The organism is Vibrio minamisatsumaniensis (assembly GCF_050337445.1).
Classification (GTDB): Bacteria; Pseudomonadota; Gammaproteobacteria; order Enterobacterales; family Vibrionaceae; genus Vibrio; species Vibrio artabrorum.
This window is the reverse complement of sequence record NZ_JAKJSY010000073.1, coordinates 1-24,124: the sequence shown is the minus strand read 5'-3', so window position 1 is coordinate 24,124 and position 24,124 is coordinate 1. Positions and strand designations below refer to the sequence as shown.

Annotated in this window: 21 protein-coding genes, 1 tRNA gene, 1 pseudogene and 2 riboswitches; of the genes and pseudogenes, 9 read left to right on the top strand and 14 right to left on the bottom strand. The window is 45.6% G+C overall.

Annotated elements, in window-relative coordinates; translation table 11 throughout:
* The first annotated feature begins 12 nt into the window (after positions 1 to 12).
* Complete coding sequence (locus L4B77_RS15610; RefSeq protein ID WP_429751382.1) at positions 13 to 162, top strand: IS3 family transposase; 150 nt, start codon at positions 13 to 15, stop codon at positions 160 to 162.
* Between the two features lie 103 nt (positions 163 to 265).
* Here L4B77_RS15610 and L4B77_RS15605 read toward each other — a convergent pair whose 3' ends face one another.
* From L4B77_RS15605 to recQ, 3 genes are all read right to left on the bottom strand, one after another.
* Positions 266 to 937, bottom strand: coding sequence for a 7-cyano-7-deazaguanine/7-aminomethyl-7-deazaguanine transporter (locus tag L4B77_RS15605; RefSeq protein WP_372041140.1), 672 nt, complete (start codon positions 935 to 937; stop codon positions 266 to 268).
* A 260-nt stretch (positions 938 to 1,197) separates the two neighbouring features.
* Entirely contained in the window at positions 1,198 to 1,509 is a 312-nt protein-coding gene (locus L4B77_RS15600) for a DUF3630 family protein (protein WP_261838417.1), read from the bottom strand.
* A 76-nt stretch (positions 1,510 to 1,585) separates the two neighbouring features.
* Entirely contained in the window at positions 1,586 to 3,424 is a 1,839-nt protein-coding gene (recQ, locus tag L4B77_RS15595) for an ATP-dependent DNA helicase RecQ (RefSeq protein ID WP_261838418.1), read from the bottom strand.
* Between the two features lie 180 nt (positions 3,425 to 3,604).
* Here recQ and rarD point away from each other — a divergent pair, with 180 nt between their 5' ends.
* Positions 3,605 to 4,513 carry an EamA family transporter RarD gene (gene rarD, locus L4B77_RS15590; RefSeq protein ID WP_261838419.1) on the top strand — a complete coding sequence of 303 codons (909 nt, stop codon included), beginning with the start codon at positions 3,605 to 3,607 and terminating at the stop codon, positions 4,511 to 4,513.
* Between the two features lie 172 nt (positions 4,514 to 4,685).
* Positions 4,686 to 5,348 carry a LysE family translocator gene (locus L4B77_RS15585; RefSeq protein ID WP_261838420.1) on the top strand — a complete coding sequence of 221 codons (663 nt, stop codon included), beginning with the start codon at positions 4,686 to 4,688 and terminating at the stop codon, positions 5,346 to 5,348.
* Positions 5,349 to 6,080: 732 nt separating this feature from the next.
* On the opposite strand, the gene uvrD is transcribed toward L4B77_RS15585, so the two are convergent.
* Entirely contained in the window at positions 6,081 to 8,255 is a 2,175-nt protein-coding gene (uvrD, locus tag L4B77_RS15580) for a DNA helicase II (protein ID WP_261838421.1), read from the bottom strand.
* Positions 8,256 to 8,518: 263 nt separating this feature from the next.
* Between uvrD and L4B77_RS15575 the strand changes: the two genes are divergently transcribed.
* From L4B77_RS15575 to L4B77_RS15560, 4 genes and pseudogenes are all read left to right on the top strand, one after another.
* Complete coding sequence (locus L4B77_RS15575) at positions 8,519 to 8,779, top strand: BufA1 family periplasmic bufferin-type metallophore (RefSeq protein WP_261838422.1); 261 nt, start codon at positions 8,519 to 8,521, stop codon at positions 8,777 to 8,779.
* 64 nt (positions 8,780 to 8,843) lie between these two features.
* Entirely contained in the window at positions 8,844 to 9,704 is an 861-nt protein-coding gene (gene bufB / locus L4B77_RS15570; RefSeq protein ID WP_429751529.1) for an MNIO family bufferin maturase, read from the top strand.
* Positions 9,701 to 10,468 (top strand): HvfC/BufC N-terminal domain-containing protein, encoded by a 768-nt coding sequence (locus L4B77_RS15565; protein WP_429751527.1) that lies wholly within the window; start codon positions 9,701 to 9,703, stop codon positions 10,466 to 10,468. The genes bufB and L4B77_RS15565 overlap by 4 nt, the downstream gene beginning before the upstream one ends.
* A 1-nt stretch (position 10,469) precedes the next feature.
* Positions 10,470 to 10,928, top strand: a pseudogene (locus tag L4B77_RS15560) (DoxX family protein).
* A gap of 85 nt (positions 10,929 to 11,013) precedes the next feature.
* On the opposite strand, the gene tsrA reads toward L4B77_RS15560, so the two are convergent.
* Positions 11,014 to 11,295, bottom strand: a complete 282-nt coding sequence (gene tsrA / locus L4B77_RS15555) for an H-NS-like global regulator TsrA (protein ID WP_009848181.1) — start codon at positions 11,293 to 11,295, stop codon at positions 11,014 to 11,016.
* Positions 11,296 to 11,397: 102 nt separating this feature from the next.
* Positions 11,398 to 12,597, bottom strand: a complete 1,200-nt coding sequence (locus tag L4B77_RS15550) for a multidrug effflux MFS transporter (RefSeq protein ID WP_429751523.1) — start codon at positions 12,595 to 12,597, stop codon at positions 11,398 to 11,400.
* 101 nt (positions 12,598 to 12,698) lie between these two features.
* Here L4B77_RS15550 and L4B77_RS15545 point away from each other — a divergent pair, with 101 nt between their 5' ends.
* Both L4B77_RS15545 and L4B77_RS15540 read left to right on the top strand, forming a co-directional pair.
* Positions 12,699 to 13,640: a LysR family transcriptional regulator gene (locus tag L4B77_RS15545; protein WP_429751521.1), complete on the top strand. Its 942-nt coding sequence runs from the start codon at positions 12,699 to 12,701 to the stop codon at positions 13,638 to 13,640.
* Between the two features lie 120 nt (positions 13,641 to 13,760).
* Positions 13,761 to 15,551 carry an aminopeptidase P family protein gene (locus tag L4B77_RS15540; RefSeq protein ID WP_429751519.1) on the top strand — a complete coding sequence of 597 codons (1,791 nt, stop codon included), beginning with the start codon at positions 13,761 to 13,763 and terminating at the stop codon, positions 15,549 to 15,551.
* A 150-nt stretch (positions 15,552 to 15,701) separates the two neighbouring features.
* On the opposite strand, the gene thiH is transcribed toward L4B77_RS15540, so the two are convergent.
* The 8 genes from thiH to L4B77_RS15500 all read right to left on the bottom strand — a co-directional run bounded on the left by thiH (position 15,702) and on the right by L4B77_RS15500 (position 24,087).
* Positions 15,702 to 16,829: a 2-iminoacetate synthase ThiH gene (thiH, locus tag L4B77_RS15535; protein ID WP_429751517.1), complete on the bottom strand. Its 1,128-nt coding sequence runs from the start codon at positions 16,827 to 16,829 to the stop codon at positions 15,702 to 15,704.
* 7 nt (positions 16,830 to 16,836) lie between these two features.
* Positions 16,837 to 17,601, bottom strand: a complete 765-nt coding sequence (locus L4B77_RS15530; RefSeq protein ID WP_429751515.1) for a thiazole synthase — start codon at positions 17,599 to 17,601, stop codon at positions 16,837 to 16,839.
* 2 nt (positions 17,602 to 17,603) lie between these two features.
* Positions 17,604 to 17,813 carry a sulfur carrier protein ThiS gene (thiS, locus tag L4B77_RS15525; protein ID WP_060983705.1) on the bottom strand — a complete coding sequence of 70 codons (210 nt, stop codon included), beginning with the start codon at positions 17,811 to 17,813 and terminating at the stop codon, positions 17,604 to 17,606.
* On the bottom strand, positions 17,810 to 18,592 hold the full coding sequence (locus tag L4B77_RS15520) for a HesA/MoeB/ThiF family protein (RefSeq protein WP_429751512.1): 783 nt from the start codon (positions 18,590 to 18,592) through the stop codon (positions 17,810 to 17,812). The genes thiS and L4B77_RS15520 overlap by 4 nt, the downstream gene beginning before the upstream one ends.
* The gene (locus L4B77_RS15515) at positions 18,582 to 19,862 is read right to left on the bottom strand and encodes a thiamine phosphate synthase (protein ID WP_429751510.1); all 1,281 of its coding nucleotides are present in this window, start codon (positions 19,860 to 19,862) and stop codon (positions 18,582 to 18,584) included. Before L4B77_RS15515 ends, L4B77_RS15520 begins: the two co-directional genes overlap by 11 nt.
* Entirely contained in the window at positions 19,862 to 21,814 is a 1,953-nt protein-coding gene (gene thiC / locus L4B77_RS15510) for a phosphomethylpyrimidine synthase ThiC (RefSeq protein WP_372041134.1), read from the bottom strand. Before thiC ends, L4B77_RS15515 begins: the two co-directional genes overlap by 1 nt.
* Positions 21,815 to 21,945: 131 nt before the next feature.
* Positions 21,946 to 22,060: riboswitch (TPP riboswitch) on the bottom strand.
* A 124-nt stretch (positions 22,061 to 22,184) separates the two neighbouring features.
* Entirely contained in the window at positions 22,185 to 23,561 is a 1,377-nt protein-coding gene (locus L4B77_RS15505) for a voltage-gated chloride channel family protein (RefSeq protein WP_261838434.1), read from the bottom strand.
* A gap of 124 nt (positions 23,562 to 23,685) precedes the next feature.
* Positions 23,686 to 23,750, bottom strand: a riboswitch (Fluoride riboswitch).
* 246 nt (positions 23,751 to 23,996) lie between these two features.
* Positions 23,997 to 24,087 (bottom strand) — tRNA-Ser (locus L4B77_RS15500).
* Positions 24,088 to 24,124 lie beyond the last annotated feature (37 nt).

Below are 24,124 nucleotides of genomic sequence, written 5' to 3'. Positions count from 1 at the left end.
CTCAAAACAGAGATGTATCACAACCAAAGCTTTGAAGATGCAGATGCACTGATAGAGAAAATTAAAGAATACATCGAGTACTACAATACCAAACGTATAAAAGTGAAACTAAAAGGCCTGACTCCGATAGAATATCGAACTCAGGCCTTGAAAGCCGCTTAACAGAAATGTCCAACTTTATGGGGTCACTTCAGTTAGCGTACTAACTTGGGCTTTTTCTTATCGGCATCATATCCATTTGACGTAATGAAGCGACCCTTAAAGTCTACACATTAACGCCGGTTGCTTTAAAGTCAGGGTTCACAGTCGTCAACTTCTTAACGATGTAGTTCAAAAGCACACCGTACATTGGTACAAACAGACCTAAGCTGATGATAAGTTTGAAGCCGTAATCAACCAACGCAATTTCAGTCCAGTGTTCAGCCATGAATGGATCTGGGCTTTGGTAGAAAGCAATTGCAAAGAACGCGATAGTATCAATGGCATTACCGAATAGCGTTGAACACGTTGGGGCAACCCACCACTGTTTAAGCTGACGCAGACGGTTAAAAACGTGCACATCTAAAATCTGACCGAGTAAATAAGCCATGAAGCTCGCGGCGGCAATACGTGCAACAAATAAGTTGAACTCACCCAGCTGGCTAAACCCTTGGAATGAACCTTCAAAGAACACCACTGATAAGAAATAAGAAACGGCCAGTGCCGGCAACATCACTAAAAAAATGATTTTACGAGCAAGCTGCGCGCCAAAAATGCGTACGGTCAGATCGGTCGCGAGGAAGATAAACGGGAAAGTGAAAGCGCCCCAAGTGGTGTGCATACCGAAGACGGTAAAAGGGATCTGAACCAAATAGTTACTTGATGCAATAATGATCAAGTGGAACAAAACTAGTAGTGCTAAGGCTTTGCGCTGTTGCGCAGGGGTAAAGTTACTCATGCTGTACCTTTTTAGTTTGGTTTGGGGGTGAGGGAACCCAAATCGAGTCATTTCTTCGAATAAACCAAGAAAGCTCTTACCAATAATGTGAATGAAAAAATGTATCTATAAATTGCTCTATTGAGCGGCGGGCGATTATACATTAATCAATATTGGCTGCAACGGTGAGAACAAACGCAAACGTTTATTCTCACTTTTATTGGTGAATAGCGCTAGAAGCTGTGTTTTAAAAGCCAAGTTTTTAGAAGCAATGCTAAACGCTAGAAACCACGTTTAAACAGCGTCGCGAGATAATCAAACTCTTCTCGGCTTTCTTCAGCGTTTAACGACTCAAACCAGATGGATTCACTGTAATGTTCAGACTTTAAGAACATTCGGCAACCTTCAAAATCAATCAACCAAGAATGCATATCGGCGTCCCATTGTTTTTCAACAACTGACGCTGACAGCAATGCCACCAACTTCTCACCTAATACTTCGTAAGAATCAAAATCAAAACTTGGAGACGTAATCAATAAACGTCCTTCTGCCGCCAAGTACTCTCTCAAGCCAAATTCAGTTTGTGTTGTCATACCCCTATCAACCTTATTCTTTTTCTATGAGCTTATTGTTTTATAAGCGATGACTTTTCTGAAAACGATCCTGCAATTAGCCGTGTGTGGTGATGTGGTCTTGAATCAAATCTAAGAATGGATCAGCGTACTTATCGAGTTTACGTTGACCAACACCATTCACTGCCAGCATCTCACCGTATGAGGTAGGCAGTATTTCAGCCATATCAATCAAGGTCGCGTCACTGAATACCACATAAGGCGGTAAACCATCTTCATCAGCGATCGATTTACGCAGCTTGCGCAGTTTCGCAAACAACTTCTTATCGTAGTTCTTACTGCTCAGTTTATCGGACTTAGCACTGCGCACCGCGGTATCTAAACGAGGCACAGCGAGCTCCAAAGACATCTCACCACGCAGCAGCGGTCGGGCTTCTTCTGTTAGCTGTAATGTCGAGTTACGAGTGATGTTTTGAAACAACAAGCCTTTGTGAATCAGCTGTCGGAAGATACTGATCCAGTAATCGTGGCTATGATCGCGGCCAATACCGTAGGTAGACAGCTTATCGTGGCCATTATCGCGCACGCGAATGTTCTGCATACCACGCATCACTTCAACGACGTAACCCATACCAAATGACTGATTCACTCGGTACACACAAGACAACGCCTTTTGCGCTTCTTGGGTGGCATCAAAATGCTTGGGTGGATCGAGGCAGATGTCGCAGTTACCACATGGCTTCTCACGATACTCACCAAAGTAGTTGAGCAGAACCTGACGACGACAGGTTTGCGCTTCAGCAAAGGCACTCATCGCATTCAACTTATGCATCTCAACCTGCTTTTGCGGGCCTTCTTCTTTCTCATCCAGCATACGACGCAGCCACCCCATATCTGCCGGGTCAAACAGCATCATCGCTTCAGCAGGCAAACCATCACGCCCCGCGCGGCCAGTCTCTTGATAATAGGATTCGATATTACGAGGAATATCAAAGTGGACCACAAAACGTACATTGGGTTTGTTGATGCCCATACCGAAGGCCACTGTGGCAACTACGATCTGAATATCATCACGTTGGAAAGCTTCTTGAACGTAAGCACGCTCATCGGTGTCCATTCCAGCGTGATAACCTGCGGCGCGAAGACCGTTATTGCACAGCTTCTCAGTCACCATCTCCACTTTCTTACGGCTGCCACAGTAGATGATGCCACAATTGCCTTTCTGTGTTTCTAGGTAACGAACTACCTGAGACACAGGTTTGTGTTTCTCAACTAGGTTGTAACGAATATTAGGGCGATCGAAGCTGCCTAAGTACGTGTGCGGCTCCACCAACTGCAAACGCGAGATAATATCTTTGCGCGTCGCATCATCTGCGGTTGCTGTTAACGCCATATAAGGAACATGCGGGAAATACTGCTTCAGCTGGCCTAATGATGCGTATTCAGGGCGGAAGTCGTGTCCCCATTGAGAGATACAGTGCGCTTCATCGACCGCAATCATCGAAAGCGACAAACCTTGCAGACGCTCGATAAAATCACGCATCAATACCCGCTCTGGCGACACATACACCATTTTCAGCTGACCTGAGTTCATGCGATTGAACACATTCAACAATTGGTCGCGTGGCATTGAGGAGTTAATACACTCTGCGGCAACACCATTGGCCTTCAGTTGGTCAACTTGGTCTTTCATCAACGAGATCAGCGGCGAGATCACCAGCGTCAACCCTTCTCGAACCAAAGCTGGTATTTGGTAACACAGAGACTTACCCCCACCCGTTGGCATGATCACTAAGCTGTCTTTGCCTTCAATAGCCAAATCAATGACCTCTTGCTGACCATCGCGAAAGCTTTGATAACCAAAGACATCTTGTAAGATATCTTGCGCATCATTCGCGGGAGTGGGTATGGGCTCAGCAATCAGAGTGGCGGTCATTGTGGTTCCTAATCAAGGTATAAAGTCAGCATGCAGCATTGGCAAGCAAGGCGCACATTGTAGAGGGGAACGCTGGCGAATTAAACCGCAAATTGTTAGGTGAAAAGGGTTATCACTCCTATACTGACCAACTCTTTTTATAAATCTTATTAATAAGCACCCAGTGCTAGAGAAAGTGACATGACACAAGACGAACAACAACGTACACGACAGGGTATTTTACTTGCCGTTGCTGCCTACACTATCTGGGGGATCGCACCCATATATTTCAAATCTTTAAGTGACGTTTCCCCACTTGAGATTCTCAGCCACCGTGTCGTATGGTCTTTTTTCTTACTCGCTTTTCTACTGCACATGAGTCGTGGCTGGCGTAAGGTTCGAGACACCCTCACCTCAAAACCCAAAATGCTCTATTTGGTCGCGACGTCTATTTTGGTGGGTGCTAACTGGCTAATCTTTATCTGGGCAGTCAACTCCAATCACATGCTCGATGCCAGTTTGGGCTATTACATCAATCCGCTGATTAACGTGTTACTCGGGATGCTCTTCCTTGGCGAACGCTTACGCAAGCTTCAATGGTTTGCCGTTAGTCTTGCTGCAATTGGCGTGATCATTCAATTGATCGCGTTTGGCTCTGTGCCAATCGTTGCTATTGCCCTCGCCTTCAGCTTTGGGATCTATGGCCTACTGCGTAAGAAAGTCAGCTTAGAAGCACAAACCGGCTTATTCATTGAGACATTAGTGATGCTGCCCCTCGCGGCAACCTACTTACTGTTTATCGCAGACAGCACAACCTCGAATTTTTCGATGAACCCAATGCAACTCAATCTATTACTGGTTGCAGCCGGTGTGATCACCACGGTTCCATTGCTGTGTTTTACAGGCGCAGCAACCCGATTGAAGCTATCAACACTCGGTTTCTTCCAGTACATTGGCCCAAGCTTGATGTTCTTACTGGCGGTTCTGATTTACGGTGAAGCCTTTACCTCAGACAAAGCGATTACCTTCGCCTTTATTTGGGGAGCGTTGGTGATATTCAGCTTTGATGGTCTGCGTAATAACAATAAGAACAAACGCGCTAAACAGTAAGGTTTTACAAGCCCGCCGGAATACGAAGATGTTGCTTTTCAGCGCCACTTTAGGGGTTACTCCCTCGAAAATTAACCAGATGTTGATCATTTACAATTAGCTGATTTGAAATCGCGGTAAGCTGCGGCCATCAACAACAACCAAACAGAATAACCGAGTTATTGGAACAGATATGAACGAAGTCACCATACTGATCACCCTAGCCTCTATCCATTTCATCGCTTTGATGAGCCCAGGCCCAGACTTTGCGTTAGTCGTGCAAAATGCGACGCGTCACGGACGCCAAACCGGCTTGTACATCGCGCTTGGTTTATCTTGTGGGATCTTGCTGCACTCACTGCTGAGCCTGACAGGCATCAGTTACCTTGTCCACCAGCAACCAACTCTATTTGCGATCATACAATTGGCTGGGGGCAGCTACTTGTTGTATCTCGGTTTCGGGGCATTAAAAGCAACATGGCAGATCATCCAACATCATGATGATGACTTAGAGGTCGTCAACGCAAAAGACCTGATTCTCACCAACAAACGAGATGCATTTTCTAAAGGGTTTATGACCAACATTCTCAATCCAAAGGCTTTGGTGTTCTTTATCAGCTTGATGTCGAGCTTAGTGCCTGCCGACATGTCTCTGGCGGGTAAAGGCTTTGCGCTCATCATTCTATTTGGTCTATCTCTGTTTTGGTTCTCGCTTCTAGCGTGGATGCTTTCAACCAAAGCGCTGCAGAAAAAACTGCATGAAGCGACCGTTTACATCGATGCTTTGTGTGGTGCCGTTTTTACAATTATCGGTTTGAGCATTCTTTGGCAGTCGCTGTCTGGTTTAATCGCTTAAATTCGACTCATGACGCTTCTATCGAATAACCCTACCTTTTTACTCACAACTTTGTGCGAGATCTCGCACAAGCGAGTGAGTAAATATCGATACTTCACTACAAAACCAAGCACAACCCAATCCTAAATAATTGAAATAAAATGATATGTACATTTAGCATTCAAATAATTATTTAAAAAACTCGCTTATGCCCCATTGCTGATAAGTAAGGAATCGGTAATATCAATGGTGTCGGAAGGATGCTGACACGGAACAGGAAATACCAAGGACTTGGTTATCTTCAGGACGAAGATTCGATTACTCAGGATGAATAATCGGCATGGATAGCGAAATGGACATTGAACGGACGCAATAGTAACTAGGATGGTTGCTACTAAGGAAAGACAATGGACACCTCTGGATGAGGAAAGGACACCGCTCAAGGAACAAGTGAAGCGCGCTAACGAGGATTGTTGGCAGATCAGGATAAGATCAAGGACACCGCTAGGAAGGCGACGAAAGGAATACGCTGAAGGATAACAGCACACTATCATGGATTTGATGCATGGAGCACACTTAGTAGCCGGATTGCTGCGAGTAAGACTATAGACCCCGATGAGCGCAAGCTCTCGGGGTTTTTCTTTACCTATCTATTTTAGATCATTAAAGAGCAGCGATTAAGCTGCTCTTTGGGTTTTTAAATCGTTGCTTATTTTTAAATACCAAACGCTTTTTACATGCAGAAGTAACAGATTAAAGCTGCTCTAAACGAGCGTAAGCGGTGACTAACCATTTAATGCCTTCACCATTGAACGCAACTTGAACTCGGCTTTGTGGGCCACTTCCCTCGAAATTGATGATGGTGCCTTCACCAAACTTAGGGTGCTTAACGCGAGAACCCAAGCTAAAGCCTGTTTCGTTAAAGTTCTCTTTCACGGCGGTTTGGCTAAAACGCCCACTACTTGCAGGACGACTCACTTGCGCCTTCATGCGTACTTCATCCAGACAGGTCTCTGGCAGTTCACGAATAAAGCGTGATGGTTTGTGGTACTTATCTTGGCCATACAAACGACGCATCTCAGCGTAAGTAATGTAAAGCTTCTCCATCGCGCGAGTCATGCCGACATAACACAGGCGACGCTCTTCCTCTAAACGCCCTGCTTCTTCTGCCGACATCTGGCTTGGGAACATGCCTTCTTCCACGCCGACCATGAATACCATTGGGAACTCTAGGCCTTTGGCACTGTGCAGAGTCATTAACTGTACCGCGTCATCAAACTCATCAGCTTGACCTTCACCCGCCTCTAAAGCCGCATGCGTTAAGAATGCTGTTAGCATACTCATCTCGTCTGCTTCTTCTGGCTTTTCAAACTGACGCGTTGCCGTTACTAATTCTTCCAAGTTCTCAATACGTGCCTTCGACTTCTCGCCCTTCTCTTGCTCGTACATCGCGAACAGACCCGACGATTTAATCACGTGGTCGGTTTGTTCATGAAGCCTCAGTTCTACCGTATCATCTTCAAGTGCATTAATCAGTTCAATAAAGCGGCTCAAAGCACCAGCGGCACGGCCGGGTAACACTTGCTCTTCTAGCAGAGCAATACTGGCCTGCCACATGGTTTCACCACGATCACGCGCTGCAAGGCGAATCGTTTCTAACGTTTTATCGCCCAAGCCACGCGTTGGCGTATTGACGACACGTTCGAACGCTGCATCATTGCTGCGATTACTCATTAAACGCAGGTAGCTCAAGGCATCTCTGATTTCCTGACGTTCGAAGAATCGCATGCCACCATAGATTCGGTAAGGTAGACCCCCTTGAATCAAAGCTTCTTCAAGAACACGCGATTGGGCGTTATTACGATAAAGCATCGCGGTATCTTCTAGCGCACCGCCTTTCTCTTGCCACTCTTTGATTTTGCTGACCGTAAAACGCGCTTCATCGAGCTCGTTGTAAGCTGAATATACAGAGATTGGCTCGCCATCATTCCCATCGGTCCACAACTCTTTACCCATGCGTTCGGTGTTATTCGAGATAAGCGCGTTCGACGCCTGAAGAATGGTTTTGGTTGAACGGTAGTTTTGTTCGAGTCGAACCGTTGACGCCCCAGGGAATTCATCCAAGAACTTCTGAATATTTTCGATTTTAGCGCCGCGCCAGCCATAGATAGATTGGTCATCATCACCCACGATCATCACGCGACAATCTGGGCCTGCCATCATACGCAGCCAAGCATATTGGATGTTGTTAGTATCTTGGAATTCGTCGACAAGAATATGCTTAAAGCGAGCTTGGTAGTGTTCGCGGATGTGTTTCTTATCGCGTAATAGTTCATGCGATCTCAACAAGATTTCCGCAAAATCAACCAAGCCAGCACGATCACATGCTTCTTGGTAAGCCGAGTAGATCTTTAACCACGTTTGAGTGATTGGATCATGGTAGGCATCAATGTGACTTGGGCGCAGCCCTTCGTCTTTCTTGCCATTGATCCACCAAGAAGCTTGCTTGGCAGGCCACTGCTTTTCATCAAGATTTTGCGCCTTGATTAAGCGGCGTAACAAACGAATTTGATCATCTGAATCGATAATCTGGAAATCTTCTGGCAGTTTTGCATCTAGGTAGTGAGCACGAAGGATGCGGTGACAGATACCGTGGAAGGTGCCGTTCCACATGCCGGACGAGCTCCCCATCATCAACTCTTCAATACGACCACGCATCTCTGCTGCCGCTTTGTTGGTAAAGGTAACCGACATAATAGAGAACGGTGATGCTTGCTCTACACTTTGCAGCCAAGCGATACGATGCACCAACACTCGCGTTTTACCACTGCCAGCACCTGCCAGAATAAGGAGATTTTCTAAAGGTGCCGCGACCGCCTCACGTTGTTTATCGTTGAGGCCATCGAGTAAAAGCGAAGGATCGATCATTGGATATGCTCACTACTGGGTATTTATACATAAAAGTTGATTATAACCTAAACACTAAGCTGCGTTTAGGGTAATACGAAGAAAAAGCCATCAAAAAATAGCACATTAAAATCATAAACTTAAATACAAGAACCTCATTGGTAATGATGTTTTTCATCATACGATGAAATTATTTCCCGATTGTTCCTCTCTTTTTTAGTAAGCAAGTTAACAATTCATTAACTTGCGATATAACAATACTATCAAGTCTAGAGGGAATGACGATGAAAAATTCTAATCTTGCTATTACAGCAGCAATCACAAGCGTACTCGCGTTCGGTGGTGCAGTGCTTACATCGGCACCTGCAGCCGCCGCAGAAAAAGAAAAATGCTACGGCGTGGCAAAAGCTGGCCAAAATGATTGTGCAACCAAAACAAGTTCATGTGCGGGTACAGCCAAAGAAGACAACCAATCCGATGCCTTCGTGGTCGTTCCTAAAGGACTGTGTGGCAAGTTATCAGGTGGCAACACTCAATCATCATAATTAAGCTGCTGAGCATGGTGAGCTGACATTCAGCTCACCTCCACTTCTTGTTAGGAGAATCGTTGTGACTCAAACTCTTCACCCCAACGCAGGGGTTGGCCTTAGAACACCGCACTTGGACTTCTTTAGCCAAAATCCAGCCTTAGTAAGTTGGTTAGAAGTTCACAGCGAGAACTACTTCTTCGCTCAATCACCGCAACGCCAACAACTCAGAGAAATTCGGCGCGCACGCAACATCAGTTGTCACGGTGTAGGACTGTCTCTCGGTTCTGTTGAGCGCATCAATCAACATCATCTGATGCAATTAAAAGACCTGATTGATGATATCGACCCCTTCTTGGTTTCTGATCATCTCAGCTGGAGTCAAACTGGCGGGCATTACTTTAATGACTTGTTACCGCTGCCTTATACCGAAGAAGCGCTAGACATCTTTTGTCGCAATGTCATCGAAGTTCAAGACAGCCTGCAACGCCCTATGCTGATTGAGAACCCATCGAGCTACCTTGCCTTCAAACACTCAACCATCCCTGAGTGGGAATTTTTAGCCGAGGTACAGAAGCGTACCGAGTGTCGCCTACTGCTCGATTTCAATAATATTTTTGTCTCATCTTTTAATCATAACTTCAGCTGTGAAGAGTATCTAAGGGGAATACCGGCAGACAAAGTGGAAGAGATTCATTTGGCAGGCTTCACTAAGAAGATACTCGAACAAGGTGAGATCTGGATAGACACCCACAGCAAGCCTGTCTGCGATGAAGTGTGGCAACTGTACACCCAATGGATAGAACAACATGGTTCACGCCATACCTTGATAGAGTGGGATTTCGATATCCCGGAACCACAAATTTTATTGGCTGAGGCTGCCAAAGCCAGTGAGCGCTTGTATCAACAAGACATCATCAATCAAAGGAGTCGCGCCTCATGAGTCACTCCCTAGCAGAAGTTCAATTGGAGTTTGCTAATGCCCTACGCTATCAAAACAATGGTGAGCACTGCGACATAGTGAGCGACCACTTTACCGAGGAACAGCGCATCCAGATTTACCGCAATAACTTTGTGATTAGCTTGAGCGAAGTACTCGCGGCAACCTACCCACTCACCGAGATGTTAGTCGGCGAAGAGTGCTTCCAGCAGATGGCTCGTCAGCATATCTTACGTTATCCATCAACCACTGGTGATGTCAGCGGTTACGGAGAACATTTTGCACAAACCATCCAAACCTTTCCTGCGGTTACTGAGGCAGCACCTTATCTCGCTGAAGTGGCTTTGTATGAATGGCAAAAAGACAGCTTGGTGAGGTGTCTTTCAAAATCACATATCGACCAACGTCCTCTTGCTGGTTTAGGTGATGTGCCACCAGAGCAACAAGGCGCTTTAGTCTTTCATCTCAAAGATTCTATAACGCTCATTCATTCGAGCTATACGATTATCGGACTTGAACACGCTATCGATCAGCAACAACTCGATGGATTAGACATTAACCAACCTGAGTATGGGGTGTTAATACGAGCGGAGAATGCTCAGATTGAGAGTCATCACTTGAGTGAAGAATGCCATCAACTACTGCGCGAATTTCAATCAGGCCAAATGCTCGCAGCGATAGATCCTTCATTACTACAACATCTGAATGCTGTCATGGCACTTAACGTCATCTCAGGCTTTTCAATCAATGCCGAATTGGAGACATAATATGGATAACAACACAGTCACGAACATGATGGCTCAATACGACCGTTTGATTGAGAAATCACAGGCACTCTTTGTTCCGGTGCTACTGCTATTTTGTCGCCTATGGGTAGCGTGAGTATTCTTTAATTCTGGCCTCACCAAAATAGCGACTTGGGATAGCACTCTTTACTTGTTTGAGTTGGAATACCACGTGCCACTGCTACCTTGGGAGTTAGCCGCCTACATGGGTACCGCAGCTGAATTGATTCTGCCGGTATTCTTGGTGCTTGGCCTATTAACACGACCTATGGCAGCGCTGCTGTTCGTTTTCAATATCATTGCGGTCGTGTCTTACCCTGTATTATGGGCGCAAGGCTTCTATGATCATCAGTTGTGGGGATTAATGATTCTTGTCGTCGTGGTATGGGGCGCTGGGCCATTCTCACTTGATAGAATTTTGAAAGCACAGTTTAGAGGTTAGAACGAAATTCCATTGGTATTAAATTGATATACCCCAAAACACAAAAAACCACTCAATTGAGTGGTTTCTTTTTAACTGGGATAAACTACTTATTTAGAAAAGCTTGTAACTCTTCAGCAGAGATACCTTGCTCAGCTAGCTCTTTTGCTAGTAGCTGAACCTGCTCACCCTTACGAGACTCTACCACACGCTGAAATTGGTAAATGATGTCTCGCAAAGTATCGATTGGAACTTGTTTTGCCGCACTGCGAATACGCTCTTCACTTTGGTTGCCTAGCTCTTTCAGCAGTTTACCAAACATGACCTTTTCAGGTGCATCTTCCATTTGTTCTAAGACGCGCGCCATTTCGTAGGTTGTTAATGACATAACAGTATTTTCCGTTGGGGACTAACGTTTCAATGAGTAACAAATATACCATGTTTTAACGTTTCGCAAACCGTCATTTGTATATTTTGTCTCTGTTGAGACTTACGCCTTAGCAAACGTCGCGTGCCACGACTTACCCGCTTTGCTAGTGAGCACTAACAATGCTGGAACAATTAGGAACATTTGCAGCGCAATCATCACTTGAGACGTTAAATCAAAACGTTGCATGGTACCGACTAATAGTCCAGAGCCACTCATTTGAAACAAGCCAAGCAGTGCAGCGGCAGTCCCCGCTCGGTCACCGAAAGGTTCAAGCGCCTTACCTGCCGCCGCACCGAGAATCCAAGCAAAACCCACTGAAGATAAAAAGATTGGCAACATGAATGCTATCGCGCTAGCGTGGTCAGCAAGCACTAACATAATCACGCCCGCTAGCCCCAATGTTGAAATACCAATAACCAGTGCTTTATAAGTGCCAAAACGGTCCATAAATTTTGGAGCAGTGAAAGCGGCAGCAATGTTAATCGCGGCATTCACACCAAACCAGAAAGTAAATTCATTCATGGTCAAACCTAGATTTTCCATCAACACAACCGGGGCCGAGGTTACATAAGCGAGGATGACCGCCATCGCCATCAGACACAAGGTTGCGTGGAAAAGGAATGATGGTGTTTTCAATACTGACCAGTATCGCTCAAGCTTGAACACCGCCACCTTTTCTGTTGTCGGATTAGACTCTCTCATCTGGAAAAACAAAATGATGCCAAGCACGACAGCGAAAACAGCCATAAAGCTGAAGTTCGATCGCCAACCAAACTGTTGAGTTAGCCAAGCACCAAGAATCGGTGCTAACGCTGGAATAAAGCAAATTGCACCATTCAGATAACTGATCATGCGACCACTCTTTGCTGGGCCAAATAGATCGCGAACCGTTGCAAAGGCCGCTACAGAAGTCGCACAAGCGCCTAAGCCTTGTAGCAGCCGAGCCATTAGCATCATATCTATCGATTGAGCTGCCCACGCCAAGCAAGCGCTCAATGCATAGATACTAACACCTCCCAATGCAACGGTTCGACGTCCTAACTTATCAGCCAAGGGGCCTGCAAATAGTTGGCCGACACCCATAGCAAATAAAAACCAAGTAATCGTATCTTGTGCTCGAGCATGTTCCACGTGAAACGCTGTCGATATTTGTGGCAGTGCAGGTAAATAGATATCAATAGCCAGAGGACTAAATAGAACCAGCATTGCCAATAAAGCAACCTGCAGTTTACTAGGGGTTGGAAGCGCGTTAGAAGGCACAAGATTATCCGTATGAGTTAATTTAGCGGCATAATACCCAACTAAAGATATGAACAAAAATGGCATATACTCATTAGCATTATTCCAAATAGGAAACTCACATGAATATAGAAAAACTGTCACGCCTCGATTTAAACCTACTCGTTTGCCTACAGGTGCTGATGGAAGAGCTGAGCGTCACACGTACCGCGCATCGATTGTGTTTGAGCCAATCGGCAGTGAGCAAATCACTAGCCAAGCTTCGTGAGCAGTTTAATGATCCCCTTTTCACGCGAAGCGCTCATGGCCTGCGGCCAACACCGAAGGCGGTTTTTCTCAAGCCTCGACTAGAAACCTTGATCAATCAACTCGAAGTGCTCACTCAGCCTGAGACATTCATTCCCAATAACAGCGACCACAGCTTTCACATCGCTGCCGTTGAGAGTGTTTACCCACTGATTCTTCCGCACTTCTTACCAGCAATATTTCGACAAGCACCTAAGGTCAATATCAACACCCACGCGTGGACCGAGCAAACCTTTAAGAAGCTACAGCTTGGCGAGTTAGATATTGGACTGACCGGCAAAGATATCGACATTAACGATGCACGTTTAACCATGCTGCCGCCAGACGACATCTGCGAGCAAGAGATCTATCGCGATGCACAGATGTGTGTGTTAAGACGCAACCACCCCGCTCTGAGTGGTAAATGGGATCTAGAAACCTACCTTGCGCAGCGCCATGTACAAGTAAGATGTGATGGTAACGATCGTTGGTTGCTGGATTACAAACTTGCCGACCTTGGTCAGCAACGTGATATCGCAATTTCAGTTCCAGACTTCAATAGTGCGGCAAGCTTGTGCACCTACACCGACTTTGTTTTTACCGCACCCAGTCATTTCACTTACCTAGTCGCCAAGCAGCTGGACTTAGTGGTTGTGCCTTTACCCATGGAGTTTCCACCCATGGCATACACCCTTTTTTGGCATCGTGATAGAGAAAACGATCCAGCCTTATCTTGGCTGCGGGATATCATTAAAGAAAAAACCCTGCATCTTAGATAAAAATGGCGCACAGCATTTGCAGCAAACGAACAAAAGCGCTAGCTTATTGGCCTAAAGTCCCCTCACATCGCTATCTAGTGTGAGTGTTAACAAGGACCCTAACAATAAGGATAAACACCGATGCACAATATTACTGCTGAACGCGTTGCTGCGGTTCGAGCTTGGCTTGAAGTAAGCAACCTAGATGCTGTTATCATTCCACACGAAGACGAATATCTAGGTGAATACGTTCCAGCTCATAACGAGCGACTTCACTGGTTGACAGGTTTCACTGGATCTGCTGGTGCAGCCGTTATCACTCGAGAGAACGCTGCCATTTTTGTTGATGGTCGCTACACGGTTCAGGTTCGTAAGCAGGTACCAGCAGAGTTATTTGAGTATCGCCACCTTATTGAAGAACCGGCTTTAGATTGGATCATCGATTCCCTAGCACAAGGCAGCAAAGTTGCATTCGACCCACGCATGCACACAGCAGCTTGGTTGAAAGGTGCGCAAGCTAAACTGGCAGAGAAAGTTGAACTAATAACACTATCTTCAAATCCAATTGATGAGCTTTGGTCTGATCGCCCAGAGCCTGTAGTCTCTGATGTTCGCCTAATGGCAACAGATGCCGTAGGTCAATCAAGTGAAAGCAAACGTGGGGAGATTGCTGGCTTGCTAAAAGCCAAAGGGGCTGATGCCGCTATTCTTACGGAACTCGATTCAATCTGTTGGTTGCTTAACATTCGTGGTTTGGACGTATCTCGCCTGCCTGTTGTGCTATCCAACGCGATCATTCACGCCGATGAAAGCGTAGACTTCTTCCTAGACCCTGCTCGTATTCCTGCAGGCTTTGAAGCACACGTCGGTAAGGGTATTCGTGTATCTCACCCATCAGAGCTTGAAGCGCGTCTTCAATCTTTAGAAGGTAAAAATGTATCTGTGGATTCAGGTACGAGTAACGCTTGGTACACGCTGGTTCTACAAAATGCTGGTGCTCATGTTATTGAAGCAGCAGACCCATGCCTAATGCCAAAAGCGACCAAGAATGAAACTGAAATTGCCGGTATGAAAGCGTGTCACATTCGTGATGGTGTTGCGATGGCGAAGTTCCTATCTTGGATTGACGCAGAAGTCGCGCAAGGTAACCTGCACAACGAAGCGGTACTAGCAGACAAAGTACAATCATTCCGCGAGCAAGACCCAACGCTGATGGACCTTAGTTTTGATACAATTTCAGCAGCAGGCGGCAACGCAGCAATGTGTCACTACAACCACGAGAACCAACCTGAACCGGGTCAATTAGAATTAAACACTCTGTACTTAGTCGATTCAGGCGGTCAATATTTAGATGGTACAACCGACATCACCCGTACTATCGCGATCGGCCAACCAAGCAACGAAATGATCCAGCAGTTTACTCTCGCACTGAAAGGTCACATTGGCATTGCACGTGCACGTTTCCCACAGGGTACTCGTGGTTTCCAGCTTGATATTCTAGCGCGTCAGCACTTATGGGCAGAAGGTTTCGACTACGACCACGGCACAGGTCACGGTGTTGGCCACTTCCTAAGTGTTCATGAAGGACCACAAAGCATCTCTAAGAAGCTAATCGACGTACCGCTTGTTGAAGGCATGGTGTTATCAAACGAGCCGGGCTACTACCGTGCTGATGAATTTGGTATTCGTATCGAAAACCTTGAGCTCGTGGTTGAGCTGCCAACTCAAGGTGACTTCTCAGTACTAACGTTTGAGTCACTAACACGCTGCCCTATCGATAAGCGCAACATCAACGTTGATCTACTGACACGACCTGAACTTGCATGGTTGAACGATTACCACCAGAAAGTATGGAACGATATTAGCCCATTAGTTGCAGGTGATACGTTGGAATGGTTACGCCAAGCAACCACACCATTGGCTCACGCTTAATGCTTAATGCTTAATGCTTCGCTAAGTTGTTAACTGAACCAAAAAGAACTTGCTAAGTTAAATAGAAAAACGGCTACCCAAAGGTAGCCGTTTTTATTTGCCTGTATCATTACATCGATGTTTCACGTGGAACATCAACCAATATGTTCGTTAGCCTGAGTAAGCGCTGTGCCAGTCTCGCCACACAGGATCAAAACCACGTTGACGAATCATTGACTCAACATCAGCTGCACTTCTTTCATCACTGATCTCGAATTGCTCGAGTTCTTCTTCATCCGAAGCATAGCCACCTGGTTGCGTTTTTGATGCAGCCGACATACTGGTGATACCTAACGGCAACACATTATCGCGGAACGTCGCTGACTCGCGAGTCGAAAGAGACAACTCAACCTCAGGGTTCAACAAGCGATACGCACAGATAAGTTGAACCAACTGTTTATCACTCATGATCGACTTCGGCTGTAATCCACCACTAGAGCTTCCCCCCTCACACGGACGAAGACGTGGAAATGAAATCGAGTAACGCGTTTGCCAGTAAGTACGTTCAAGATAGTCTAAGTGAGCCGCTACGAAAAAGCAGTCCGTTCGCCAATCTTCTAAGCCAATCAAAGCACCAATCCCTATCTTATCAATACCCGCTTTTGCCAAACGATCGGGGGTTTCAAGTCGATATTCAAAATCCATTTTATTGCCACGTAGATGATGCTCAGCGTAAGTTCTTGGCTGATAAGTCTCTTGATAAACCATCACCGCATCTAAGCCAAGGGTTTTAAGTTCCGCGTAGTCATCTTGGTCAAGCGGCTGCACTTCCATCGCAAGATAGTTAAATTGTGCCTTAATATTCGGTAGCACTTCACGGAAGTACTTCATTCCGACCTTGGTTTCATGTTCACCAGTCACCAACAGTACACTATCAAACTTCATCTTTTTGATAGCCGCACTTTCAGCATCGATTTCATCCAAAGTAAGTGTGCGACGCTTAATACGGTTCTCCATTGAGAAGCCGCAATACGTGCACGCGTTAGCGCACAGGTTTGAGAGGTACAATGGAATATACAACGACATTGTATTGCCGAATCGCTTGCGTGTCAGTGCCAATGATTGTTGTGCCATCTGCTCTAAATAAGGTTCTGCTGCCGGAGAGATAAGAGCCTTAAAGTCTTCTAAATTACGTTTAGGCTTACTCAGCGCACGCTCCACATCCGCCGCCGTTTTACTGAAGATAGACAGACCAATGTCATCCCAGTTGAGCTGTTTAAATCGATCAACAAACGTCATAGGGACACTACTCGTCTAGAAATGAAGTTAGCGGACTAGAAGCAACCGCGTGAGATACCTGACCAGCGAGACCTGCGAGGTAAGCCATACGCCCAGCTTCAACGGCCAGTTTAAAGGCAATTGCCATATCAACGGGTTGTTGAGAAGCCGCAATCGCAGTATTCACTAACACGGCATCCGCGCCCATTTCCATTGCACGAGCAGCATGAGAAGGTGCACCGATACCCGCATCAACAATCACAGGGACGTTCGCTTGGTCGATAATGATCTCTAAGAAGTCAGCTGACGCGATTCCTTTATTAGAACCAATCGGTGCACCAAGCGGCATTACAGCAGCACAACCTGCCTCTTCTAGGCGCTTACATAATACAGGATCGGCATGGCAGTAAGGCAAAACAACAAAGCCATCTTTCACCAGTTGCTCTGCCGCTTTTAATGTCTCTATTGGGTCTGGCATCAAGTACTTTGGATCTGGGTGAATTTCCAGTTTGAGCCAATTTGTGCCTAGCGCTTCGCGAGCCAAATGTGCAGCAAAGATGGCATCCCTCGCGTTCTTCGCCCCAGAGGTATTGGGTAGCAAGTTCACGCCAGCATCAATGATCGGCTGTAAAATATCATCTTGCTCAGAGCGAATATCAACCCTCTTCAAAGCCATGGTGGCAAGTTGAGAACCGGAAGCTTCGATAGCATTCGCCATCAAGTGCTTATTCGCGAACTTACCCGTTCCAGTGAAGAGTCGAGATTGAAACGTTTTATCTGCGATAGTTAACATGGTTAGCCTCCTGCAATGGCTTGGAAAAGAGAGATAGCATCGCCTTCATTGACGACCGTTTGTTGCCACTGACTACGCGGGACAACCGCATTATTGATAGCAAAGACACAACCTAGATCGGGCAGAGAGAGCGCTTGGATGATATCCGCTAGAGACGACGATTGTGCAACCTGTTCTGGTTGCTCATTGATAGAGATCGTTATGTGACTCATTGGGTTTCTTCTTCTAAATAGTTAACTGTAGATGTGCAGCAAACGGGGCATTCACTATCTTGACTGACACTTAAGTTTTGCCAGTTCATTGTCTGGCCATCAAACAGTTTGAGCTGATGTGTAGCAACTTGGAACTCGCCAGTGCTAATACGTTGAATCGCAGCCAGTGCTTGGAGGTTGCCTATGGTGCCAACAACTGGGCCGATGATGCCGCTATCGCTACAACGTGTCGTTTGTGGATGATGACTGAATGGGAACAAACAGTGATAGCACCCTTTCTGCTTCTGATAATCAAAAACAATAAACTGACCTTTCCAGCCGATCGCAGAACCAGAAATCAAAGGCGTACTGCTGCCGAAACATGCTTGGTTAACCTGCTGGCGTGACTCAAAGTTGTCAGTACAATCCAACACGAGATCAGCAAGCATCACCTCAAGCTCAAGCTGACTTTGACTCATTCGTTGATTGATGGTTCTGACTTGGCTTCGACCATTAAGCTCAGTCAGTTGTTGCTTCAGAGCTTCGACCTTAGGTGAACCTAACTGATTTTCCTTGAACGCTACCTGTCGTTGCAGGTTAGACGAATCCACACAGTCATCATCAACCAACACGATCTTCCCGACACCCGAAGCCGCAAGATAGAGCGCCGCAGCATTGCCTAAACCGCCACAACCAACAACCAACACATGGCTGTCTAGTAGATTGCGTTGCCCTTGCTCACCCACTTCAGTTAACGCAATTTGTCGTTGATAACGAATAAACTCAAAATCACTCAGCATGAGTAACCTCTTTAGCAGCACTTGTAGAACTGTCAGCCATTAATGCTTCGAAGAACTCAATCACTTTTTTTGGATCTTCAGCTAACGTAATCGCACGCACAACAGCAAGGCTCGATACCCCACAACTCCACACCTGTGCAGCCGTCGACTGGTCAATTCCACCAATCGCAACCGTCGGATAACCGGTGAGTTCTTCTGTGTATGGGATAGTATCAATCAGCTGCTGATAGAGAGATAAACGCACAAGCCCCTGAGGCTTCGATGGCATCTGCTTAGTGGTGGTTGGGAAGATATGCCCCAGCGCAATATAGCTTGGGTTGATTTGCACAATACGTAGCAACTCGTAATAACCATGAGTCGAGAGACCGATCTTAATACCAGCTTGACTCAATTGAGATAGGTTGGATTCTTCGATGTCCTCTTGACCCAAATGAACACCAAAAGCATCATACTTAAGTGCCAACTGCCAATAGTCATTGATAAAAACCTGTGCGTTGTGCTCTCTGCCGAGTTCGATAGATCGTGCGATTTGTTGTTCTAAATCGGTTTGCTGCGAGTTCTTAATACGCAATTGAACGGTGTTGATTCCAAGTTTGAGCAGCCTTTCGATCCACTCGACATCATCAACTACTGGGTATAGTCCTAGGCTACTCTTACTCAGTTCAGGAAATGAAAGTGATGTTCCTTGGTACGCCCAACCAACACTAATATCCAGTCGCTCATCTTCTAGAACAGGAATAGGAAAGTTTTGGTAGTTTGCAGGCCATGTTCCACGTGAAACATTAGATGCTGAGCGAGCTAAAACCAGTGCATCTTCTAATGGGAACTCCAATGCCAACAAAGTAAGTAACCAGGCAAAGTGGCCGTGATTATCTAACGCTTGATGAGCTGGATTTTCACTCTTGATAGCACGATTAGCATCTAGCTGTGACCAGATATCCAATACAGCTGAGTCATCCAAGACAGCGATATAGATGGTATTCGGAGTTTGTACCAAGGCATCGCGGACATCGGCTAGCGCCACTGAATGACTGTAATCAACGATATGATCAAGCTCACTTGAGCGACACTCCGCCAATGAATCAACATCATGAGCAAAGCCAATAGATAACGCCTGCTGATCATCAAGGATAGAGAAGTATTGAGTCGGGCTGACACCCAACTCAACTGCATCGGTTGCCAAGCCTTGTCGCTTAGCAACCAGCAGACAGCTTTGCACCTCTCCCGTTAGCTCAATATTTTGAGGTGGGATAAGAATCTTCACTGTCATTATTCCTCTAATTGAGCTTCTTTTGCGCCTACTGCAAGGTGATAAAGTTCAGAGCCAGTATCACGAAACTCTTGTGATTTCTGACGCATCCCTTCCAACGGATTATCTAGCATCTTAATCTCGATAGCCTGATCAGCAGCCACTTGTTCGGTGTCTTTCGCGTACTCTCGAACTTCTTGAGAGATCTTCATTGAGCAGAATTTAGGGCCACACATTGAGCAGAAGTGAGCAACCTTGCCCGACTCTTGCGGTAAAGTTTCATCATGGAAAGACCGCGCCGTTTCCGGATCAAGAGCTAGGTTGAATTGGTCTTCCCAACGGAATTCAAAACGTGCCTTTGATAACGCATTATCTCGGATTTGTGCACCCGGATGGCCTTTAGCCAAGTCTGCAGCGTGTGCAGCCAGCTTGTAAGTAATCAGGCCAGTCTTCACATCTTCTTTGTTTGGTAAGCCTAGATGCTCTTTAGGGGTGACATAACAGAGCATCGCACAGCCGTACCAACCAATCATGGCGGCACCAATTCCAGAGGTAATGTGGTCATAACCAGGGGCAATATCGGTAGTCAATGGACCTAAAGTATAGAAAGGTGCTTCATGGCAATGCTCTAACTGCTCGTCCATGTTCTCTTTAATTAAGTGCATTGGCACATGTCCAGGACCTTCAATGATCACCTGCACGTCGTATTCCCAAGCAACCTTAGTTAACTCACCCAGCGTACGTAATTCAGAAAATTGAGCTTCATCATTAGCATCCGCAATCGAACCCGGACGTAGACCATCACCCAGTGACAGAGCGACATCGTACTTCGCACAGATCTCACAGATCTCACGGAAGTGGGTATAAAGGAAGCTCTCTTGGTGGTGAGCAAGACACCATTTCGCGATGATAGAACCACCACGAGAGACAATGCCAGTCACACGCTTAGCGGTCATAGGAACGTAACGAAGCAATAAACCTGCATGGATAGTAAAGTAATCAACCCCCTGCTCTGCTTGTTCAATCAAGGTATCACGCATCACTTCCCAGTTAAGATCTTCTGCAACGCCGTTCACTTTTTCAAGCGCTTGATACATAGGAACAGTACCAATTGGCACAGGGCTATTACGTAGGATCCATTCGCGAGTCTCGTGAATATTACGACCGGTAGACAGGTCCATCACGGTATCGCCACCCCAGCGAGTCGACCAGACTAGCTTCTCAACTTCTTCTTCAATCGAAGAGCTTACTGAAGAGTTACCGATATTGGCGTTCACTTTCACTAAGAAGTTTCGGCCAATAATCATCGGCTCGGATTCAGGGTGGTTGATGTTTGACGGGATAATCGCTCGGCCTTCAGCGACCTCCTTACGCACGAACTCAGGGGTGATTTCTTTGGGCAGGTTTGCACCAAAGTTATGACCAGGATGTTGATGGTTCAGCTGCTCATCAGCAAACTTCTGACGTCCCATGTTCTCACGTATCGCAATGTACTCCATCTCTGGAGTGATAATCCCCTGACGAGCATAGTGCAGCTGAGTGACACATTGGTCTCTAGTCGCGCGACGAATTTTAGGCAGATTACCGTAACGAAGGTCGTCTAGAGTTTCATCTTCTAAACGCTCTTTGGTATAAACAGAACTTACATCGTCTAACAGTTCGGTATCACCACGCTCTGCAATCCATTGCTCTCGTAACTTAGGAAGGCCACTGTAAAGGTCAATTTCGTGCGTAGGGTCAGTATAAACACCAGAGGTGTCGTATACATGAATTGGCGCATTAGGTTCGAATACAGGCTCTTTTTTGGTACCACCCACAAGGCTATCTGCTAGTGATATTTCTCGTACTGGGACTTGAATGTCCTCTCGAGATCCTTGAATGTAAGCTTTTTTTGAATTTGGATAAGGTTGGCAGGTAAGAGAGTCAATGTTTGTTTTTGCACTCAAACGCGCTTGTTTTCGACTTGACGACATAGCAAAATTCCTTGATTTAGTTAGGATAATTGCTTGTCGGACTATGTAGCAAGAGGTGTAGTTCAGCCTATTTATTGTGCAAACTCACACATAAAGCGTATGACTGCTTGAATAAATAGCATCTAAAACTAAAAGTAATTTCTCTTGTTCCCTTCGCAGGTATTAGCCTGATCAGGTTCTACGGATCCCGCAATGCGGTCTCAGCTCGTACTCTAAACAACGTACTAAGCACTCCGACAAGTGTTCTCATCAATCTAGATAAAAATAATGAGAAGTCGGAGTATAGATAAAGAACAACAAAAATGAAACATCAATGACATATCACATTGCTTCATGATTAAAACAATGTGATATGATCCCAGTGAAATCTCTAATTTTTTTTAGTCAGCTTCTTACTTAATCTCTTAATATGTGATGCATTCAAATCTCGGTAAGAGCCTATTTTATTTAGACCATCATGGTCTCGACTATGATCTAATGTTTTAGAAACAGCAACACGCTGAGAAGAGTAAATACCAGTATGCCCACTAAAGTAATAGGCGGTATAGCATGCTAGTGCAAAATATGGCAAATAAGTAGAACCGAACAACTCCACTCCCATGATTGTACAAGCTAATGGTGTATTGGTTGCTGCAGCAAAGACCGCTAAAAAGCCTAACGCAGCAAATAGATCGACTGGAGCGCCCATAACCCAAGCTAAAAAGTTACCGAGTGTAGCCCCAACAAAGAATAAAGGTGTAACCTCTCCCCCCTTATAGCCAGCAGCCAACGTGATCGCTGTTAGCACCAATTTTACTAACCAACTGTACCACTCAGCTCCTCCCGCTGAAAAAGCCGACGTGATACTCACCCCACCTTCTCTACTTGGGTAAACACCAAGACCAATGTAATCATAGTTTCCTAGTAAATGAGTAAGGCCGATAACCACTAAACCACCAGTAACAACTATTAAATATGGGTTCTTCAGCGTTGCAGAGAATAAATCTTTGAAACCATGCGTTAATTCACCAAACAAATACCCAGCTAACCCAAACCCAATAGCAGCAACAATTACTTTTGCCATAAGCAATAAATCGATATCAATAGCATGACCAAATATGGTACTCACTTCCTTATAATCAATAAGGTAATGTGTATGATGTGCCCCCCAAGCAGTAGCAACTACGTTAGCAAGGATAGCAGCAAGTAAAGACGGAATAATGGCATTGAATTTAATTCGACCTATAAATAGAACTTCAAGAGCAAAAATGGCACCAGTGAAAGGAGTCCCGAAAATGGATGAAAATCCAGCCGCAACGCCTGCGATAAGCATCATTCTTCGATCAACATCTGATAGTTTAAATATTTTTGCTAACCAATCTGTCGTCGCACCACCAATCTGAACAGCTGTCCCTTCTCTGCCCGCAGACCCGCCGAACAAATGAGTAATGACAGTAGTAAATAAAACCAAAGGCCCCATACGTACAGGGACTCCGTCACCAGCTTGGTGGATCTCATCCATTATAAGGTTATTGCCACCCGCAGAGTTTTTACCCCAATTACGATAACTATAAACAATCAATAAACCTGCAATTGGCAGTAGATAAATAAGCCAGGGGGTATTAATACGACTTTCGGTTGCCTCAGATAGCAACCACAAGAAAAAGGCATTAAATGAACCAACAAGTAGAGCGACAGGTACGATCAATAAAGACCAACGTAACACTTGATACAAGTTTTTAGGGTTTTGGTGGAGAGGGTGTGCCATATACTTCATCTTTTAACATTAGTTAATCAAAAGGATAGACAATCTAGGAGGGAATAATAAAACTTACAGCCCTACTATAGACAGATCTATCCCGAAATAATCAGTAATACTGATCAAGGACAGCGTTATAGTAGGAATCATTATCTCTAAGTAGAGCGGTTAAGGTGGAAATCCATCACCTGTACTATTATTTTTTGAGTACCGCAACATGTTACTCTCAGTTGAGAGCAAGGTCAATAGTAGCAAAATGTCAAAACGTAAAAGCTCTAGCCTTTCGACTAGAGCCTTAAATATGGCATGAGTGAAGAGGTTCGAACTCCCACACGCGCTGCTTTCGAATCCGCAGCTCTGCCAATGGGAGCTACCCCATAAAACGGTTTTTACTGCTTCAGGTATGAAAAAAGCCCGCTGATTTCTCAGCGGGCTTTTCAATGGTGGTGGAGGGATAGGGATTTGAACCCTAGAACCGCTATTAACGGTTGCCGGTTTTCAAGACCGGTGCTTTCGACCACTCAGCCATCCCTCCAACAAATTGTCATCACAGATTAGTACACTGTAGATGG

Bases quoted from the DNA above. Each gene is read 5' to 3' on its own strand.
- L4B77_RS15610 (WP_429751382.1), top strand. From the start codon at position 13: ATGTATCACAACCAAAGCTTTGAAGATGCAGATGCACTGATAGAGAAA.
- L4B77_RS15605 (WP_372041140.1), bottom strand. From the start codon at position 937: ATGAGTAACTTTACCCCTGCGCAACAGCGCAAAGCCTTAGCACTACTA.
- L4B77_RS15600 (WP_261838417.1), bottom strand. From the start codon at position 1,509: ATGACAACACAAACTGAATTTGGCTTGAGAGAGTACTTGGCGGCAGAA.
- recQ (WP_261838418.1), bottom strand. From the start codon at position 3,424: ATGACCGCCACTCTGATTGCTGAGCCCATACCCACTCCCGCGAATGAT.
- rarD (WP_261838419.1), top strand. From the start codon at position 3,605: ATGACACAAGACGAACAACAACGTACACGACAGGGTATTTTACTTGCC.
- L4B77_RS15585 (WP_261838420.1), top strand. From the start codon at position 4,686: ATGAACGAAGTCACCATACTGATCACCCTAGCCTCTATCCATTTCATC.
- uvrD (WP_261838421.1), bottom strand. From the start codon at position 8,255: ATGATCGATCCTTCGCTTTTACTCGATGGCCTCAACGATAAACAACGT.
- L4B77_RS15575 (WP_261838422.1), top strand. From the start codon at position 8,519: ATGAAAAATTCTAATCTTGCTATTACAGCAGCAATCACAAGCGTACTC.
- L4B77_RS15565 (WP_429751527.1), top strand. From the start codon at position 9,701: ATGAGTCACTCCCTAGCAGAAGTTCAATTGGAGTTTGCTAATGCCCTA.
- tsrA (WP_009848181.1), bottom strand. From the start codon at position 11,295: ATGTCATTAACAACCTACGAAATGGCGCGCGTCTTAGAACAAATGGAA.
- L4B77_RS15545 (WP_429751521.1), top strand. From the start codon at position 12,699: ATGAATATAGAAAAACTGTCACGCCTCGATTTAAACCTACTCGTTTGC.
- L4B77_RS15540 (WP_429751519.1), top strand. From the start codon at position 13,761: ATGCACAATATTACTGCTGAACGCGTTGCTGCGGTTCGAGCTTGGCTT.
- thiH (WP_429751517.1), bottom strand. From the start codon at position 16,829: ATGACGTTTGTTGATCGATTTAAACAGCTCAACTGGGATGACATTGGT.
- L4B77_RS15530 (WP_429751515.1), bottom strand. From the start codon at position 17,601: ATGTTAACTATCGCAGATAAAACGTTTCAATCTCGACTCTTCACTGGA.
- thiS (WP_060983705.1), bottom strand. From the start codon at position 17,813: ATGAGTCACATAACGATCTCTATCAATGAGCAACCAGAACAGGTTGCA.
- L4B77_RS15520 (WP_429751512.1), bottom strand. From the start codon at position 18,592: ATGCTGAGTGATTTTGAGTTTATTCGTTATCAACGACAAATTGCGTTA.
- L4B77_RS15515 (WP_429751510.1), bottom strand. From the start codon at position 19,862: ATGACAGTGAAGATTCTTATCCCACCTCAAAATATTGAGCTAACGGGA.
- thiC (WP_372041134.1), bottom strand. From the start codon at position 21,814: ATGTCGTCAAGTCGAAAACAAGCGCGTTTGAGTGCAAAAACAAACATT.
- L4B77_RS15505 (WP_261838434.1), bottom strand. From the start codon at position 23,561: ATGGCACACCCTCTCCACCAAAACCCTAAAAACTTGTATCAAGTGTTA.